The following is a 13,917-nucleotide window of genomic DNA, read 5'->3' as shown; positions in this document are numbered from 1 at the left end:
ACCAGACCCCCTCCGCCACAGGACTGGGGATTTACCCCGATGTCGTCGCGCGCCGAAGTCCATACGGTCGAACTCGACACGGGATCGAACTCCGATCTCCCCGACGCAAGGAACGACGCCATGCCGACCAACGCGGTACTCGACTTCATCCTCGGTCTGCTTCGCGACGAGGAATCCTTCAACGCCTACTGCGGCAACCCCCAGGCCGCCATCGACCGTGCCGGACTCACCGGCATCACCCCGGCCGACGTCTCCGCGGCGGCCCCGCTGGTGGCGGATGCCGGTCTGGCCGGCGGAGCCGCCGGTGGACTCGGCGCGATCATCGGTGCCGGCGGTGGAGCAGTCGGCGGCGCAGTCGGCGGCGGCGTGGTCGGCGGAGGCGTGGTCGGCGGAGGCGTGGTCGGCGGAGGCGTGGTCGGCGGAGGCGTGGTCGGCGGCGGTATCGGTCTGGGCGGCCTGAACCTCGGCGACATCAACCTCGGCGGTGGCGACGTCGACTTCGGTGATGTGAACATCGGCGGGCTCGATCTCGGCGGCCTCGGCGTGGGTGGACTCGACCTGGGCGGAATCGCTCTGGGCGACATCGACTTCGGCGGCCTCCTCGGAGGCATCGGGCTGGGAGACATCGACCTCTCCGGTCTGTCCCTGGCCGATCTCGACCTCGGCGGTATCGCATTCGGTGACCTCGACCTCGCCGGCCAGCTGGCCGTCGCACTGGGTGCGGCGCTGGCGGCCGGTGTCGGCGCCGGCGGCGCGATCGCAGCACAGTTCGGTGCGGCACTCGGAGCCGCTCTCGAGACGATCGTCGACGGCGGACTCGAGCTCGGCGCGGGCATCGGCCCGGTCATCGCCGGATCGCTGGCCGGTGCGATCGGCGCCGAAGGCGCTCTGGTCGCGCAGCTCGGTGCGTCGCTCGACGCGCTCCTCGCCGCAGGTGCCGACCTCGGCCTGGGACTCGGCGGCGGCCTCGCCGCACAGCTGTCCGCGGCACTCGGCGTGGGTGGCGAACTCGCCGGCTCCTTCGGTGCGACGCTGGGCGGTCTGCTCGGTGCCACGATCGGCGCGGGCGGCGCACTCGGTGCCGACCTCGCGGCCGCGCTCGGTGCCGGCCTCGGGGCCGGCGGCGCACTCTCGGCGGTCCTCACCGGCGCACTCGGCCTCGGTGCCGAGCTGTCCGGAGATCTGACCGCGGCTCTCACCTCCACTCTCGACGTCGCCGGCGACCTCTCCGCGACGCTGTCGGGTCTGCTCGACGCGCAGGCCATCGCCGATCTGTCCGGCGAACTCGGCGCCACGCTCAGCGGCGCCCTCAGCTCGACCCTGGCCGCGGGCGGTACGGCCGCCGCGTCCCTCGGCACCGCACTGGGTGTCGCCCTGACCTCGACGGCAGCAGCGACCGGCGGCCTGGTCCTGACCGGCGCGGCCGGTGCGAACGCGGTGCTCGGTGGCGCCTTGACCGCCGCACTCGGTGTCGGCGGCGGCGCTCAGGCCGGTCTCGCCGCGGCGCTCGAATCCGTTCTCGAAGCAGGCGGGATCGTCGACGTCGAGGCACTGCTCGAAGCGGGCGGCGACCTCGGCACGACGCTCGCGGGCGCCCTGGCCGCCGGCCTCGAGGTCGGTGGCGAGGCTGCTGCCGATCTCGGAGCGGCACTGGGCGGCACCCTGGCCGCGGCCCTCGAAGGTGGCCTGGCAGCCGACCTGACCGCAGGCCTCGGCGGCGCCCTCGAGACCGGACTCGGTCTCGGTGGTGCACTCGGAGCCGGGGTCGGTGGCGCACTGGACGCAGGCCTGGGGCTCGGTGCCGGACTGGGCGCCGGCCTCGGTGGCGCGGTCGAGGGCGCACTCGGCGGCGGCCTCGGGGTCGTGGGCGGTCTCGGCACCGAACTCGGTGCCGCACTCAACGGTCTGCTGTCGGCCGCCGCAGGCCTCGACACCGCGCTGAGCACGGTGCTCTCCGGCGTCCTGGGTGCTGCCGCGGGTGCCGACCTGGGGGCAGCCCTGGGCGGTGCGCTCGAGCTGGGCGGCGTTCTCGGTGCCGACCTCACGGGTCTGCTCGAGGGCGGACTGGCCACCGACCTGGCCGCGCAACTGGGCGCGATCGTCGGCGGTGGCGGCGACCTCGCAGCCGGACTCGGGGCCACCCTGGGCGGCGTGCTGGGCGCGACCACCGGCATCGAGGGCATCCTCGACGCCGCGGCCGGTGCCGGCCTGAACCTCGGCGAACTGCTGGCCGCGGATCTGGGTGGTGCTCTCGGCGTCGACGGCGCACTGATCGCGCAGCTCGGTGGGGCGCTGGACGCCGCGCTCGACGCCGGCGCAGGACTCGGCCTGGTGACCGAGACCGCAGCCGACCTCAGCGGGACCCTCGAGGCCGTGCTGGCAGCCGGCGGCGATGTCGGCGCCGACCTCGGCGCGTCACTCGGTGCCGTCCTCGGGACCGCGTTGAGCGGGGAACTCGGTGGTTCGCTCGCCGGCCAGCTGACGGCCGGAGCGGACCTCCCCGCGGCGCTCAGCACCGTTCTCAGCACCGCGCTCGACGTGGATCTGTCGGCCACCGACGGCCTCGTCGCCACCCTGGACTCGACCCTGGAGGCCACCGGTGGCCTCGGCGGCGCGCTGACCGGTGAACTCGAGGCGATCATCAACCCGAGCCTCATCCTCTCCCCCGAGGGCACCATCACCGTCGGCGGCCCGATCCTGGTCACCGAATCACTCGGCGGCACGGTCGTCGACAGCCTCACCGGCAACCTGGGCGCCGGGACCCTGGCCGGCCTGGGCACCGTGGCCGAGACCGGCACGGACCTGGTCGCCGGACTGGACACCACCCTGGAGGGCGGACTCGCCGGCACCCTGGAGACCGGTCTCGGTATCGGCGACGCCGCGCTGGGAGCCACCGCCGGTCCGGTGCTCGACGGAGCCCTGGGTCTCGACACCGGCGCCGGCCTCGGCGGCGGACTGGGTGGGGACCTCGGCCTGGGTGGCGACCTGGGCCTGGGCGGCGCGCTCGACACCGAGCTGCCGGCAGACGTCACCGCGGAGCTGACCAACGCGATCTCCGGCACCGCCGGCGGGGCGGTCGACGCGGTCGGCGAGACCGCGGGTTCGCTCGAGACCGGGATCGGCGGCGCACTCGACACGACCGTCGGCGGCACCCTCGACACGACGACGGACATCGTCGGCGGGGTGGCCGGTGGACTCACCGGTGGCGCGGTCGCCGGTGGCGGAGTCGACGCGGGTGGCGGTGCCGGTGCGGAGGGCGGCCTCGACCTCGGCGGCGCGACCGACACCGACGCCGGACTCGGCGGCGCACTCGACACGACCGTCGGCGGCGTGGCCGACACGACCGCCGGTCTCACCGGCGGATTGACCGGGGGCCTCACCGGAGGCCTGACCGGTGGCCTCGGTGGCGACACAGACACCGGGATCGGCGTCGACACCCCGGACGCCGGACCCGAGGCCGACTGACCCCTTCAGGTCGGCAACCCGCCCCGGGACCGCCCATCGCTCCAGCAACCCTGGACGTGGGCCGGCCCCGGGGCGGTCCTCGTCCGCGTCCCTTCAACCGGCCCGACCGCGGTCGCACCGACCGGCCACATGCGAAAGCCCGGCCGATGCCGACCGGACGCGCCGACTCACCGCTACCGTGAGGACACCATGACGACTCCACCCGCCGAACCGCCTCGGGTCGGCCGGCACGCCGCCGGTCGGGACGCCCAGGGCCCCGCCCCGGCCCGGACACCGCCGACCCCGGCCACACCGGCTCGATCAACACATGCCGCCGTCCCGTCCCGGACGTCTCCGCCCGCGACGACGCCACCGGCCCACTCACGTCCGGCGGGAACGACGCAGTCGCCCAGCACCATCGGCGACCTGCTGGCCACGATGTCCGAGGTGGCCCGGGAGGCCGGTCGCAACGATCTCGTCAGCCGGCTCGACGGCGCGCGCACCCGGATCACCGACCCCCGGCTGCGGATCGTCGTGGTGGGTCAGCTCAAACAGGGCAAGAGTTCCTTCGTCAACGCCCTGCTCAACCTCGACGTGTGCTCGGTCGGCGACGACGAGACGACCGCGGTCCCGACCGTCATCTCACACGCCCCGCAGCCGGCGGCTCATCTGATCGTCGACGGCCCGTCGACAGACAACCGCATCCCGGTGCCGATGAACGCCATCGCCGGCATCACCCCCGACTCCCCGCTCGCCGGTGGCCGCGAGGTCCTCCGCCTCGAGATCGAGGCACCCGGCCCGCTGCTCGCCGACGGCCTGGTCCTCGTGGACACCCCCGGCGTCGGAGGCCACGGGCACCCGTATGCCGCAGCAACATTGGGCATGGTCGCGGCGGCCGACGCAGTGCTCGTGGTGTCCGATGCCAGTCAGGAGTTCACCGCACCGGAGATGTCGTTCCTCCAGCAGGTGGCCGGGCTGTGCCCGACGATCGCGTGTCTGATCACGAAAACCGACCTGTATCCGCACTGGCGGGCCATCGTCGACGCCGACCGGACGCATCTGCAGACCGCGGGCCTCGACATCCCGCTGCTCCCGGTGTCGTCTGTGCTCCGTACGCACGCGCTGCGCCTCGGCGACGAGAAACTCAATGCGGAGGCCGGATTCCTCGAGCTGTACCGCTACCTGCGCGAGCGCGTGGTGGCGACCGCCCGGCAGGCGACCCGCACCACCGTCGCCACCGACCTGCGCGTCGTCAGTGAACATCTCGCCCTCACGCTGAGCAGCGAGCTCGCCGCGCTGCGTGATCCGGAGACCGCCGGCCGCGCCGTCGGAGCCCTCCGGGAGGCCAAGTCCGACGCCGAGGCCATGCGCCGGCAGTCCGCCCAGTGGCAACAGACGCTGGCCGACGGGATCGCCGACCTCGCCGCCGACATCGACCACGACCTGCGGGACCGTCTCCGCGCGGTGACCCGGGAAGCCGAACGGGCGATCGACGAGGGTGATCCGGGGGTCGACTGGGAACAGTTGAGCGACTGGCTGGCCGACCAGACCGCGGCGGTCGTCGGCGACAACTTCGTCTGGGCGCACGAGCGGTCGGTGTGGCTCGCCGAGAGAGTCGCCGACCACTTCGCGGCCGCCGGTCAGAACTCGCTCCCCGACATCGACGTCGCGGACCTCACCGGCGTTCTCGACTCCGTCGCCGAGCTCGCCGAACTCGACAGCGGCAGAGTCGGTGTCGCCCAGAAGCTGCTGATCGGGATGCGCGGCTCGTACGGCGGTGTGCTGATGTTCGGGCTCATCTCGACGATGGTCGGCATGGCGCTGATCAACCCGGTGTCCGTCGGCGCCGGGTTGCTGCTCGGCACCAAGGCCTACCGGGATGACAAGGAGGCCAAGGTCCTCGAGCGCCGCGCCAAGGCGAAGGTCGCCGTCCGCTCGTTCACCGACGACGTCAGTTTCCAGGTCGGCAAGGAGTCCCGCGACCGGTTGCGGGTCATCCAGCGGGTCCTCCGCGACCACTTCAGCTCGGTGGCCGAACAGACCGCCCGGTCGATCTCGGAATCCCTCAGTGCCGCACAGTCAGCCGCGTCCCTCGCCGATTCGGAGCGATCCGGACGGGTGGCCGAACTCGAGTCCCGGCTCACCGCGGTGGCCGCCCTGCGCAAGGCCGCCGATCACCTCGACCCCGACGACCCCGCCACGGAGCTCCCCCGCCGATGACCGACATCGCCCGCGTCCGAGCACTTCTCGAGGCCACCCGCACCGCCCTCGCCGACGACCCGCGTGCACAGGCCGAACTCGACGTGTGCGCACACCGGCTGTACCAGCCGGTGCGGGTCGCGCTGGCCGGCTCGCTCAAGGCGGGGAAGTCGACTCTGCTGAATGCCCTTGTCGGACAGGACATCGCCCCCACCGATGCCACCGAGTGCACGCGGGTCGTCACCTGGTACCGCAACGGCCGGTCGCCGTCGGTCACCGCCCACGTCGACGACGGCCGCGCGGTCGGCATCCCGGTCACCCGCATCGACGGCCGGCTCGGCTTCGATTTCGGGCGCCTCACCGCCGAACGCGTCGACCACCTGGACGTCGAATGGCCGGCACGGGCGCTGCAGTCGACGACCATCGTCGACACCCCGGGCACGGCGTCGCTCTCGACCGAGCTGTCCGCGTCCACGCTTCGGCTCCTCACCCCCGACGACGGCCTGTCCGGCGTCGACGCCGTCGTCTACCTCCTGCGTTCACTGACCGCCACCGACACGACGATGCTGCGTCGTATCGGGTCCGCCATCGGCGGATCGTCGGGCCCGCTCGGCGTGATCGGCGTCGTCTCCCGAGCCGACGAACTCGGCGCCGGCCGGATGGACGCGATGATCTCGGCGCATCAGATCGCCGGGCGGTTCGCCGGTGAGCTCGAACGCACCGGGCTCTGCCAGGCGGTCGTCCCGGTCGCGGGACTCCTGGCCCTCGCCGCCCGCACGATGCGGGAGGTCGAGTTCCGCGCGCTGGCACAGCTGGCGTCGACCCCGGGACCCGACCTCGAGGCGGCATTGCTGACCATGGACAGGTTCTCCCGGCCCGACATCCTGCCCGACATCCCGGCGGACCTGCGTCGTTCGCTGGCCGAACGCTTCGGCGCCTTCGGGATCCGGATGGCGGTCACGCTCATCCGCTTCGGCGCCACCTCGTCGTCAGCGCTGGCCGCCGAGCTCGTCGAGCGCAGCGGACTCTCCGAGTTGGGTGCCATCATCGACACCCAGTTCGGACAGCGCGCGGACCAGCTCAAATCCCATTCCGCTCTGGTGACGATGGATCATCTGCTGGCCGCGTCACCGTCGGCGGGAGCCCGCGACGTCCGCGCCTCGGTCCGTCGGGAACTCGCCGACGTGCACGGGTTCCGCGAATTGCGCCTGCTCAGCACCATCCGGGCCGGTGGCGTCGACCTGCCCCCCGACCAGACCGCCGAGGTCACCCGACTCATCGGCGGTTCGGGTATCGACCCCGCGGCCCGGCTCGGGCTGCCACCGACCGCCGATGTGTACACGCTGCGAGACGCCGCCATCGACTCCGCGCGTGTCTGGCGGGCACGTGCCGGCCACCCGCTCCTACCGCCGTCCTCGGCGTCGGCGTGTCAGGTAGCGGTGCGCAGCGCGGAGGGCATCGTCGCGCAACTGGGCGCGGCCGTCCAGGCCGGCGGCAACGGCGGGTTCAGCGCAGGGATGCCGTGACCGACCGGCTGTAGGAGAACCCGGTGGCGATCACCGCGACGAGTGCCGCGGCCGCCGGAATCCATTGTGCGAGAACCGGAAATCCTACATCGGCGAGAGCGGTCGCGGACGGACTCACCGTGAGGTGAAACGCCCCCGCGCCGGCCACGGCGACGACTGCCCCGACGGTGAGGATGGTCCGACCGGACCGGCGGCTGTCCCAGAGCCGGGCAGATCCGTACAGGCCCAGGACCACCACGATCCCGGCGATGACCGCGCCGACCATCAGCGAGATGTCGACAGCGCGTGCGGCGTCGGTTCCGCTGTCCGGATTGGCCCGAACCAGGTCTGCGGCCAGGGTGGCCCGAATGTCGTTGAGGGACAGCAGTGTCAGTCCGACAGTCACCACCACCAGGGCCAGCGAGATCAGCCAGCCGAGAATCACGTACCGGATGGCGGAGGCGCGTCCGACCGGCCGTTGCGGGCGCATCGGTGTGACGGCGACGCGCGGGCGGGGCGGTGGGGAGGCGTCGGCGTTCGACATTCCTCGATGGTAGTGCCCATGTGGGTTGCCACTCCCCGAACTCGACGCACCTCGTGTCTCGTCCCTATCGTTTCTCGTCCACATCGGCCGGTGTCCCCCGATCGGTGGAGGTGCGGTTCAACCCCTCCATCACCCGGTCAGCGGAAACCACACACCGCCCCCGGCGAGCACAGTCATTGGTGTCACCGAAACAACCCCACCACCACACCGGGAGCACACCATGAAGACCACCACCCGCATCGCCACCGCCACCCTCGGACTCGCCGCCGCCACCGGCATCGCCCTCGGCGCCGCCGGAGCAGCCCACGCCGGCACCCTGCCCATCACCCGCCCCGGCGAACCCACCGTCGCCATGACCATCACCAACCACACCGACAAGCCCGAATACCTCCAAGGCGCCAACGCCGACGGCGGCCAATGGGTCAACGCACCCCAACACATCCTCTACCCCGGCGCCACCGAAACCATCACCGCCACAGCCCCCTACAACAACCACCTCGACGTCAACGCCATCTACCGCATCGGACTGTTCGGCCCCACCGCCAACTACCAACTCACCAACCACCCCCACAACGTCAACACCGACATGACCACCATCTGGGGACCCCACGCCCAGAACCACTGGATCAACCCACACATCGACACCGGCTACCCCCAGGTCAACGTCGGCTTCGACCAGTGGTGAGACGCTCCGGAACGCAGAATGCGTCATACGTATCGGCTTCCGATACGTATGACGCATTCTGTGTGGGCCGGCTAGGGGCCGGCGGTGGCCCCCGTCAGCGGCGGGGACGCCGCCAGGACCTCGTTCTCCTCGTCGGTGAAAGTCCTTGCACGCGAGAGGAAACGGACCCCTTCCGGTGCTTCGAGGCTGAATCCGGCGCCACGACCCTTCACGACGTCGAGGATCAGCTGGGTATGCTTCCACAGCTCGAACTGGTCGCCGTTGATCCAGACCCTGACGGCCGGAATGGGTTCGGGGAGTTCGATCTCGCCGACCAGCACATCCCGTTGGCCCACGCGGTACTCCCCGACCGGGTAACACATCGGGGCCGAGCCGTCACAGCACCCACCGGACTGGTGGATCATGAGGCCGCCGTGCAGCTCCGACAACTTGGTCAGGAGCTGCACGGCGGAGTCTGTGGCGACCACGCGATCAGGAACACTCTGCTCGGCGGTCATCTCGCTTCACTCTCTGTCGTCGTGCGTGGACCCTTCGTGACGCTCGCAAGCTCGCTCCTCAGGGAGCGGGATGAAGCCGAAGCGCTACCCCCAGCTCCCCGGGGAGCGGGCCTGCGGGCGTCTTCTCTCCGCTCCCTGGGGTGCGAGGAGCGGGTCTGCGGGCGTCTTCTCTCCGCTCCCTGAGGTGCGAGGAGCGTTAGCGACGAGCCTCGAAGGGTCAGAAGAAACCCTTGGCACTCTGAGCGTATCCGACCAGGAGGTTCTTGGTCTGCTGGTAGTGCTCGAGCATCATCAGGTGGTTCTCGCGGCCGATACCGGACTGCTTGTAACCACCGAAGGCGGCGTGTGCCGGGTAGTCGTGATAGGTGTTCGTCCAGACGCGGCCGGCCTGGATCTCGCGGCCCGCGCGGTATGCGGTCGCACCATCGCGGCTCCAGACACCGGCGCCGAGTCCGTAGAGCGTGTCGTTGGCGATGTGCATGGCGTCGGCGAAGTCCTTGAAGGTGGTGACCGCAAGGACCGGACCGAAGATCTCTTCCTGGAAGATGCGCATCTTGTTGTTGCCCTGGAAGACAGTCGGTTTGATGTAGAAGCCGCCGGCCAGGTCGCCGTCGAGCTCGGCCGCCTCGCCGCCGATCAGCACCTCGGCGCCCTCGTCCCTGCCGATGGCGAGGTAGGAGGAGATCTTCTCGAACTGATCGTTGGAGGCCTGCGCGCCCATCATCGTGTCGGTGTCGAGGGGGTTGCCCTGCTTGATCTTTCCGACGCGGTCGACGGCCTTGGCGATGAACTCGTCGTAGATGTCCTGCTGGATCAGCGCGCGACTGGGGCAGGTGCACACCTCACCCTGGTTGAGCGCGAACATCGAGAAGCCCTCCAGCGCACGGTCGAGGAACCCGTCGTCGGCGGACATCACGTCGTTGAAGAAGATGTTGGGGCTCTTGCCACCGAGTTCGAGGGTGACCGGGATCAGGTTCTCCGACGCGTACTGCATGATGAGCCGGCCGGTCGTGGTCTCACCGGTGAACGCGATCTTGCGGATGCGGTTGCTCGACGCGAGCGGCTTGCCCGCCTCGACACCGAATCCGTTGACCACGTTCAGGACTCCGGCGGGGAGCAGGTCGCTGATCAGGCTGACCAGGTACAGGATCGACGCGGGTGTCTGCTCGGCGGGCTTGAGCACGACCGCGTTGCCCGCGGCGAGGGCGGGGGCAAGTTTCCACACGGCCATCAGGATCGGGAAGTTCCAGGGGATGATCTGGCCGACGACGCCGAGCGGCTCGTGGAAGTGGTAGGCGACGGTGTCCTCGTCGACCTCGGAGATCGAGCCCTCCTGGGCGCGCAGCGCGCCGGCGAAGTAGCGGAAGTGGTCGACGGCCAGCGGGAGGTCGGCGGCGAGGGTCTCGCGGACGGCCTTGCCGTTGTCCCAGGTCTCGGCGACAGCCAGCTTCTCGAGGTTCTCCTCCATGCGGTCGGCGATGCGGAGCAGGGCCAGCGAGCGCTCGGCGACGGGGGTCTTGCCCCACCCGGGTGCGGCCTTGTGCGCGGCGTCGAGCGCGAGGTCGATGTCCTCGGCCGTCGAACGCGCGACCTCGCAGAACACCTTGCCGTCGACCGGCGACGGGTTCTCGAAGTACTGCCCCTTCACCGGCGGGGTCCACTGTCCGCCGATCCAGTTGTCGTAACGAGACTCGTAGCTCATCACCGATCCGTCGGCACCCGGCTTTGCGAAGACGGTCATGGTTGCTCCTTGCGTGTGGGCCTCAGCGTGAGGACGCTCTGCGGATGTCACACAGGACACCGAGGGCGTCCGTTGTGATCTGTTCCACACCTTAGGAGCGCGGTGGTTGCACGAGCGTTGCAACGTTGATTCCCCTGCCAGGCCGCCAGGGGCTCGCCGACGGAACCGTGCACCCCGCCCGGCGATCGGGCTCGGCCGGCGGGTTGCAGCCTTCAGGCCCCGTACCGCTTGTCGAGGAGCCGGATGCGTCCACCCACGACGGCGCGGTCGGGATCGCCGACGGGCAGGCGGTGTTCGAGGCGACGCCACGCCGCCAGGTCGTCGCGTCCGTGCGTCGACGAGGTCCACCGGCGCAGTGCTGCGACGTCGCCGGTCGCGAAGAGACGCGACCGCAGGTCCTCTCGCAGTTCCTCGAAGATCTCGACGATCCCCGGTGCACTCGATTCGGCGAGCAGCCCGCCGCGGCCGAGGTCGTCGACGACCGACACGAGGTCCGACCCCGACGCGATACGCGACCGGAGGTCATCGACGTCGGACGTGATGTCGAGGGTGAGCCGGTAGGGCCGGCTGGCGACGACGTCGGCGCCGAGATCGCGGCGGAGCCGGGAGATCTCGGCCCGCACGGTCACCGGGTCGACTCCGTCCTCGGCCAGCTTCAGTGCAAATTGCTCGGTGTTCAGTCCCTCGGGAAAGGCTTGCAGCAGAACGAGTATCTCCGCATGCCGACGCGACAAGGTGCGGGCGCCCGATCCGTCGGCGGTGCGGTGCCAGCGTCCCGAACCGTCGCCGAGAACGGTGAGATGCGCTGCGGCCCGGGACCCGAGAGCCGGTTCGAAAGTGGACGGGTCGGCGAGGTCGACGGCGCCTGCCCGCAGTTCACGCTCGACGGCCGCGACCACCGACCGGACGGCTGCCAGCGCGAACGGCGCCGCGACCTCACGCCCGCCGGTCACGTCGACGACACCGATCACGTGCCCGGTCAGCGGATCGTGCACGGGGGCTGCCGCGCAACTCCACTCCTGCACCGGTCCGGCGAAGTGTTCGGGTCCGACGACCTGCACGCCCCGATCGACGGCCAGCGCGAGGCCGGGGGCGTTGGTGCCGACCACCTCCTCGCTCCACACCGAGCCCTCGACGAAGTTGATGTGCCCGGCACGGTCACGGGCGGCGGTGTCGCCCTCGATCCACAGCAGCCGTCCGGCCTGGTCGGTCAGCGCGACGACGACCCCGGTGTCGGCGATCGCGTCGACCATCAGCGATTGCACCAGCGGCCGGACCGCGGTGATGGGGTGGGCGGCTCGATAGGCAGCGAACTCGTCGGGTGACATCGCGGACGCACGATCGCCGTCCGGCGCTGCCTCGCTCGGGTCGACGCCCCTGGTCAGCGACCTCGCCCACGACTCGCGGACGATCGAACGGACCGCATCCGCCGGTGGGTTGACACCGGAGAGGAAGTCCTCGTACGCCCGGCGGATGCGCGTGGCCACCGTAGCCGCGTCAGTCATGCACCCTCCGTCGATTGCCCGATATGTCGTCGATTCTGCCTGCACCGATGTGATCTCGGCAACATTCGACCAGCTTGTCGCCGTCGATCGGTGCACGACCCTACGGTCAGCTTCCGGGCCCGGCCTGGGAGAACCGGGCCGAGAACGTCCGCGGGGTCATGCCGGTGACGGTCTTGAAGTCACGCACGAAGTGCGCCTCGTCGGCGTAGGACAGATCCGCCGCGAGCGAGGCGAGGGTTCCCGACCGTTCGCGCAGTCGCTCGGCCGCCTCGTGCAGACGACGACGCTGGATCAGCCATTTGGGGGTCAGGCCGAGGCGCCGCCGCGTCAGCCGCTGCAGGCTGCGTTCGGTGAGGTGGAAACGCTCGCAGATCTGCGCGACCGCCGTGACGGTCGAGTCGGTCTCGACGTACTCCACGATCGCGTTGATCAGCCGGCCGTCGTCGTCGAGCGGGAGATAGGACCGCAGCCAGTCCTCGACCCGGTCGGTCGCGGCGCGCTGGGTCTCCTCGAGCCCGGGATCGACGGCCATCGCCGACCGCACCGACCGCTCGAGATCGCTGCCGCGCCGGCCGAAGACCTCGGACAGTTCCGCGTGCCGATCCGTCCACTCGCCGACGTCGCCGGTCAACAACCCCCCGGCACCCGGCGTCAGCATGACACCGACCGCCCAGCCGCCACCCGTCAGCACCGTCTCCGACAAGCCGGTCACCACGCCGTAGAAGCGGGCGTAGGTGTTGCTCACGACGATGAGGCACACGGGGTACTGCAGCACGCGCTGCGGCGCCTCCGCCCCGGGCGGCACCCACCACACCGGAACCCAGAAACGACGCACCAGGTCGGCGAGATCGGGGCTCGGCGTCCACCGTCCGATGCGATAACTCGCGTCCGATGGGTCGACGAGGTGTGCGCGCTCGACGTCGTCGAGCCGCGCCCGCCCCGGATTGTCGGGTTTCATCAATCACCGTCCCGTGGTCTCGCGGTTGACTCTCATCATGACCGCAATCAACGACACCTCACCATTGCTCGACCACTACGCCCGCCTCGCCGACGGATTCGCCGCCGTCCTCGACGCCGCACCCGCGGACACCTGGACCGAGAACTCCCCGTGCGAGGGATGGACCGGCCGCGACGTCGTCAGCCACGTCATCGACACCCAGCGCGAGTTCTTCGGGCGCCACGACGTCGATCTCGGGCCCGCACCCTCGCTCGACGACCCCGCCGCAGCCTGGCACACCCATCGCGACACCGTCGCGGGTCTGCTCGCCGACCCGGCCGTCGGCGACCGCGCCTTCGACGGCCACTTCGGACCGACCACCATCGGCGAGACCCTCATCCGCTTCTACGGTTTCGACATGATTGCCCATCGCTGGGACATCGCCCGTGCCGCCGGGACAGAGCATCGTTTCACCGACGACGAACTGTCCGAGATGGAGACGGCCGTCGAGGGTTTCGGTGACGCGCTCTATTCCGAAGGAGTGTGTCGCAAGGTCGAGATCCCCGCCGACGCCGACCGTCAGACCACCCTCCTCGCGCGCCTGGGTCGCGTCGCGACCTGACAACCGGCTCTCCCGATCCGAAAGGAGCGCGTAACCCTTGCTCCCTAATCCGAAAGGACCACAGACCCGCTGGCCCGCCCTGCTCCCTGAGGAGCGCCCGGAGCTTGCGGAGGGCGCGTCACGAAGGGTCATCGCAACCCAACTCACCAAGACCCTTCGTGACGCTCGCAAGCTCGCTCCTCAGCCTGGATCTTTCACGTGAGGTTGGGTGGGTTTGGTTGTGGTGTGGGCGTGCGGG

Annotated in this window: 10 protein-coding genes; 5 read left to right on the top strand and 5 right to left on the bottom strand. The window is 70.6% G+C overall.

The annotated features are described in order from the left end of the window. Nucleotides 1-120: 120 nt before the first annotated feature. The 3 genes from AC3B5T_RS07620 to AC3B5T_RS07610 all read left to right on the top strand — a co-directional run bounded on the left by AC3B5T_RS07620 (nt 121) and on the right by AC3B5T_RS07610 (nt 7,169). Nucleotides 121-3,465 carry an IniB N-terminal domain-containing protein gene (locus tag AC3B5T_RS07620; RefSeq protein WP_488358485.1) on the top strand — a complete coding sequence of 1,115 codons (3,345 nt, stop codon included), beginning with the start codon at nt 121-123 and terminating at the stop codon, nt 3,463-3,465. A 189-nt stretch (nt 3,466-3,654) separates the two neighbouring features. Beyond that, entirely contained in the window at nt 3,655-5,664 is a 2,010-nt protein-coding gene (locus tag AC3B5T_RS07615) for a dynamin family protein (RefSeq protein WP_488358484.1), read from the top strand. Beyond that, on the top strand, nt 5,661-7,169 hold the full coding sequence (locus AC3B5T_RS07610; RefSeq protein ID WP_010844916.1) for a dynamin family protein: 1,509 nt from the start codon (nt 5,661-5,663) through the stop codon (nt 7,167-7,169). Before AC3B5T_RS07615 ends, AC3B5T_RS07610 begins: the two co-directional genes overlap by 4 nt. On the opposite strand, the gene AC3B5T_RS07605 is transcribed toward AC3B5T_RS07610, so the two are convergent. Continuing rightward, nucleotides 7,150-7,692, bottom strand: coding sequence for a hypothetical protein (locus AC3B5T_RS07605; RefSeq protein ID WP_010844917.1), 543 nt, complete (start codon nt 7,690-7,692; stop codon nt 7,150-7,152). The two genes, AC3B5T_RS07610 and AC3B5T_RS07605, sit on opposite strands and share 20 nt — an antisense overlap. A gap of 220 nt (nt 7,693-7,912) precedes the next feature. Between AC3B5T_RS07605 and AC3B5T_RS07600 the strand changes: the two genes are divergently transcribed. Next, nucleotides 7,913-8,377, top strand: coding sequence for a hypothetical protein (locus AC3B5T_RS07600; protein ID WP_488358483.1), 465 nt, complete (start codon nt 7,913-7,915; stop codon nt 8,375-8,377). Nucleotides 8,378-8,448: 71 nt separating this feature from the next. On the opposite strand, the gene AC3B5T_RS07595 is transcribed toward AC3B5T_RS07600, so the two are convergent. The 4 genes from AC3B5T_RS07595 to AC3B5T_RS07580 form a co-directional block, all read right to left on the bottom strand. Next, complete coding sequence (locus AC3B5T_RS07595) at nt 8,449-8,874, bottom strand: DUF779 domain-containing protein (protein WP_010844677.1); 426 nt, start codon at nt 8,872-8,874, stop codon at nt 8,449-8,451. A gap of 217 nt (nt 8,875-9,091) precedes the next feature. Next, nucleotides 9,092-10,615: an acetaldehyde dehydrogenase ExaC gene (gene exaC, locus AC3B5T_RS07590; protein ID WP_010844678.1), complete on the bottom strand. Its 1,524-nt coding sequence runs from the start codon at nt 10,613-10,615 to the stop codon at nt 9,092-9,094. 212 nt (nt 10,616-10,827) lie between these two features. Beyond that, complete coding sequence (locus AC3B5T_RS07585; protein ID WP_488358482.1) at nt 10,828-12,120, bottom strand: GAF domain-containing protein; 1,293 nt, start codon at nt 12,118-12,120, stop codon at nt 10,828-10,830. A 106-nt stretch (nt 12,121-12,226) separates the two neighbouring features. Further along, the gene (locus AC3B5T_RS07580) at nt 12,227-13,078 is read right to left on the bottom strand and encodes a helix-turn-helix domain-containing protein (RefSeq protein ID WP_055477189.1); all 852 of its coding nucleotides are present in this window, start codon (nt 13,076-13,078) and stop codon (nt 12,227-12,229) included. Between the two features lie 37 nt (nt 13,079-13,115). Here AC3B5T_RS07580 and AC3B5T_RS07575 point away from each other — a divergent pair, with 37 nt between their 5' ends. Beyond that, nucleotides 13,116-13,679 carry a maleylpyruvate isomerase family mycothiol-dependent enzyme gene (locus AC3B5T_RS07575; protein ID WP_488358481.1) on the top strand — a complete coding sequence of 188 codons (564 nt, stop codon included), beginning with the start codon at nt 13,116-13,118 and terminating at the stop codon, nt 13,677-13,679. Nucleotides 13,680-13,917 lie beyond the last annotated feature (238 nt).

The sequence above is a fragment of the Gordonia sp. G4 genome, assembly GCF_057770005.1.
The sequence above is the reverse complement of the archived record's forward strand: the minus strand, read 5'-3'. Positions and strand labels throughout refer to the sequence as shown.

Coding starts and splice junctions, on each gene's coding strand:
- AC3B5T_RS07615 (WP_488358484.1), top strand. CDS start 3,655: ATGACGACTCCACCCGCCGAACCGCCTCGGGTCGGCCGGCACGCCGCC.
- AC3B5T_RS07610 (WP_010844916.1), top strand. CDS start 5,661: ATGACCGACATCGCCCGCGTCCGAGCACTTCTCGAGGCCACCCGCACC.
- AC3B5T_RS07595 (WP_010844677.1), bottom strand. CDS start 8,874: ATGACCGCCGAGCAGAGTGTTCCTGATCGCGTGGTCGCCACAGACTCC.
- AC3B5T_RS07605 (WP_010844917.1), bottom strand. CDS start 7,692: ATGTCGAACGCCGACGCCTCCCCACCGCCCCGCCCGCGCGTCGCCGTC.
- AC3B5T_RS07620 (WP_488358485.1), top strand. CDS start 121: ATGCCGACCAACGCGGTACTCGACTTCATCCTCGGTCTGCTTCGCGAC.
- exaC (WP_010844678.1), bottom strand. CDS start 10,615: ATGACCGTCTTCGCAAAGCCGGGTGCCGACGGATCGGTGATGAGCTAC.
- AC3B5T_RS07585 (WP_488358482.1), bottom strand. CDS start 12,120: ATGACTGACGCGGCTACGGTGGCCACGCGCATCCGCCGGGCGTACGAG.
- AC3B5T_RS07580 (WP_055477189.1), bottom strand. CDS start 13,078: ATGAAACCCGACAATCCGGGGCGGGCGCGGCTCGACGACGTCGAGCGC.
- AC3B5T_RS07575 (WP_488358481.1), top strand. CDS start 13,116: ATGACCGCAATCAACGACACCTCACCATTGCTCGACCACTACGCCCGC.
- AC3B5T_RS07600 (WP_488358483.1), top strand. CDS start 7,913: ATGAAGACCACCACCCGCATCGCCACCGCCACCCTCGGACTCGCCGCC.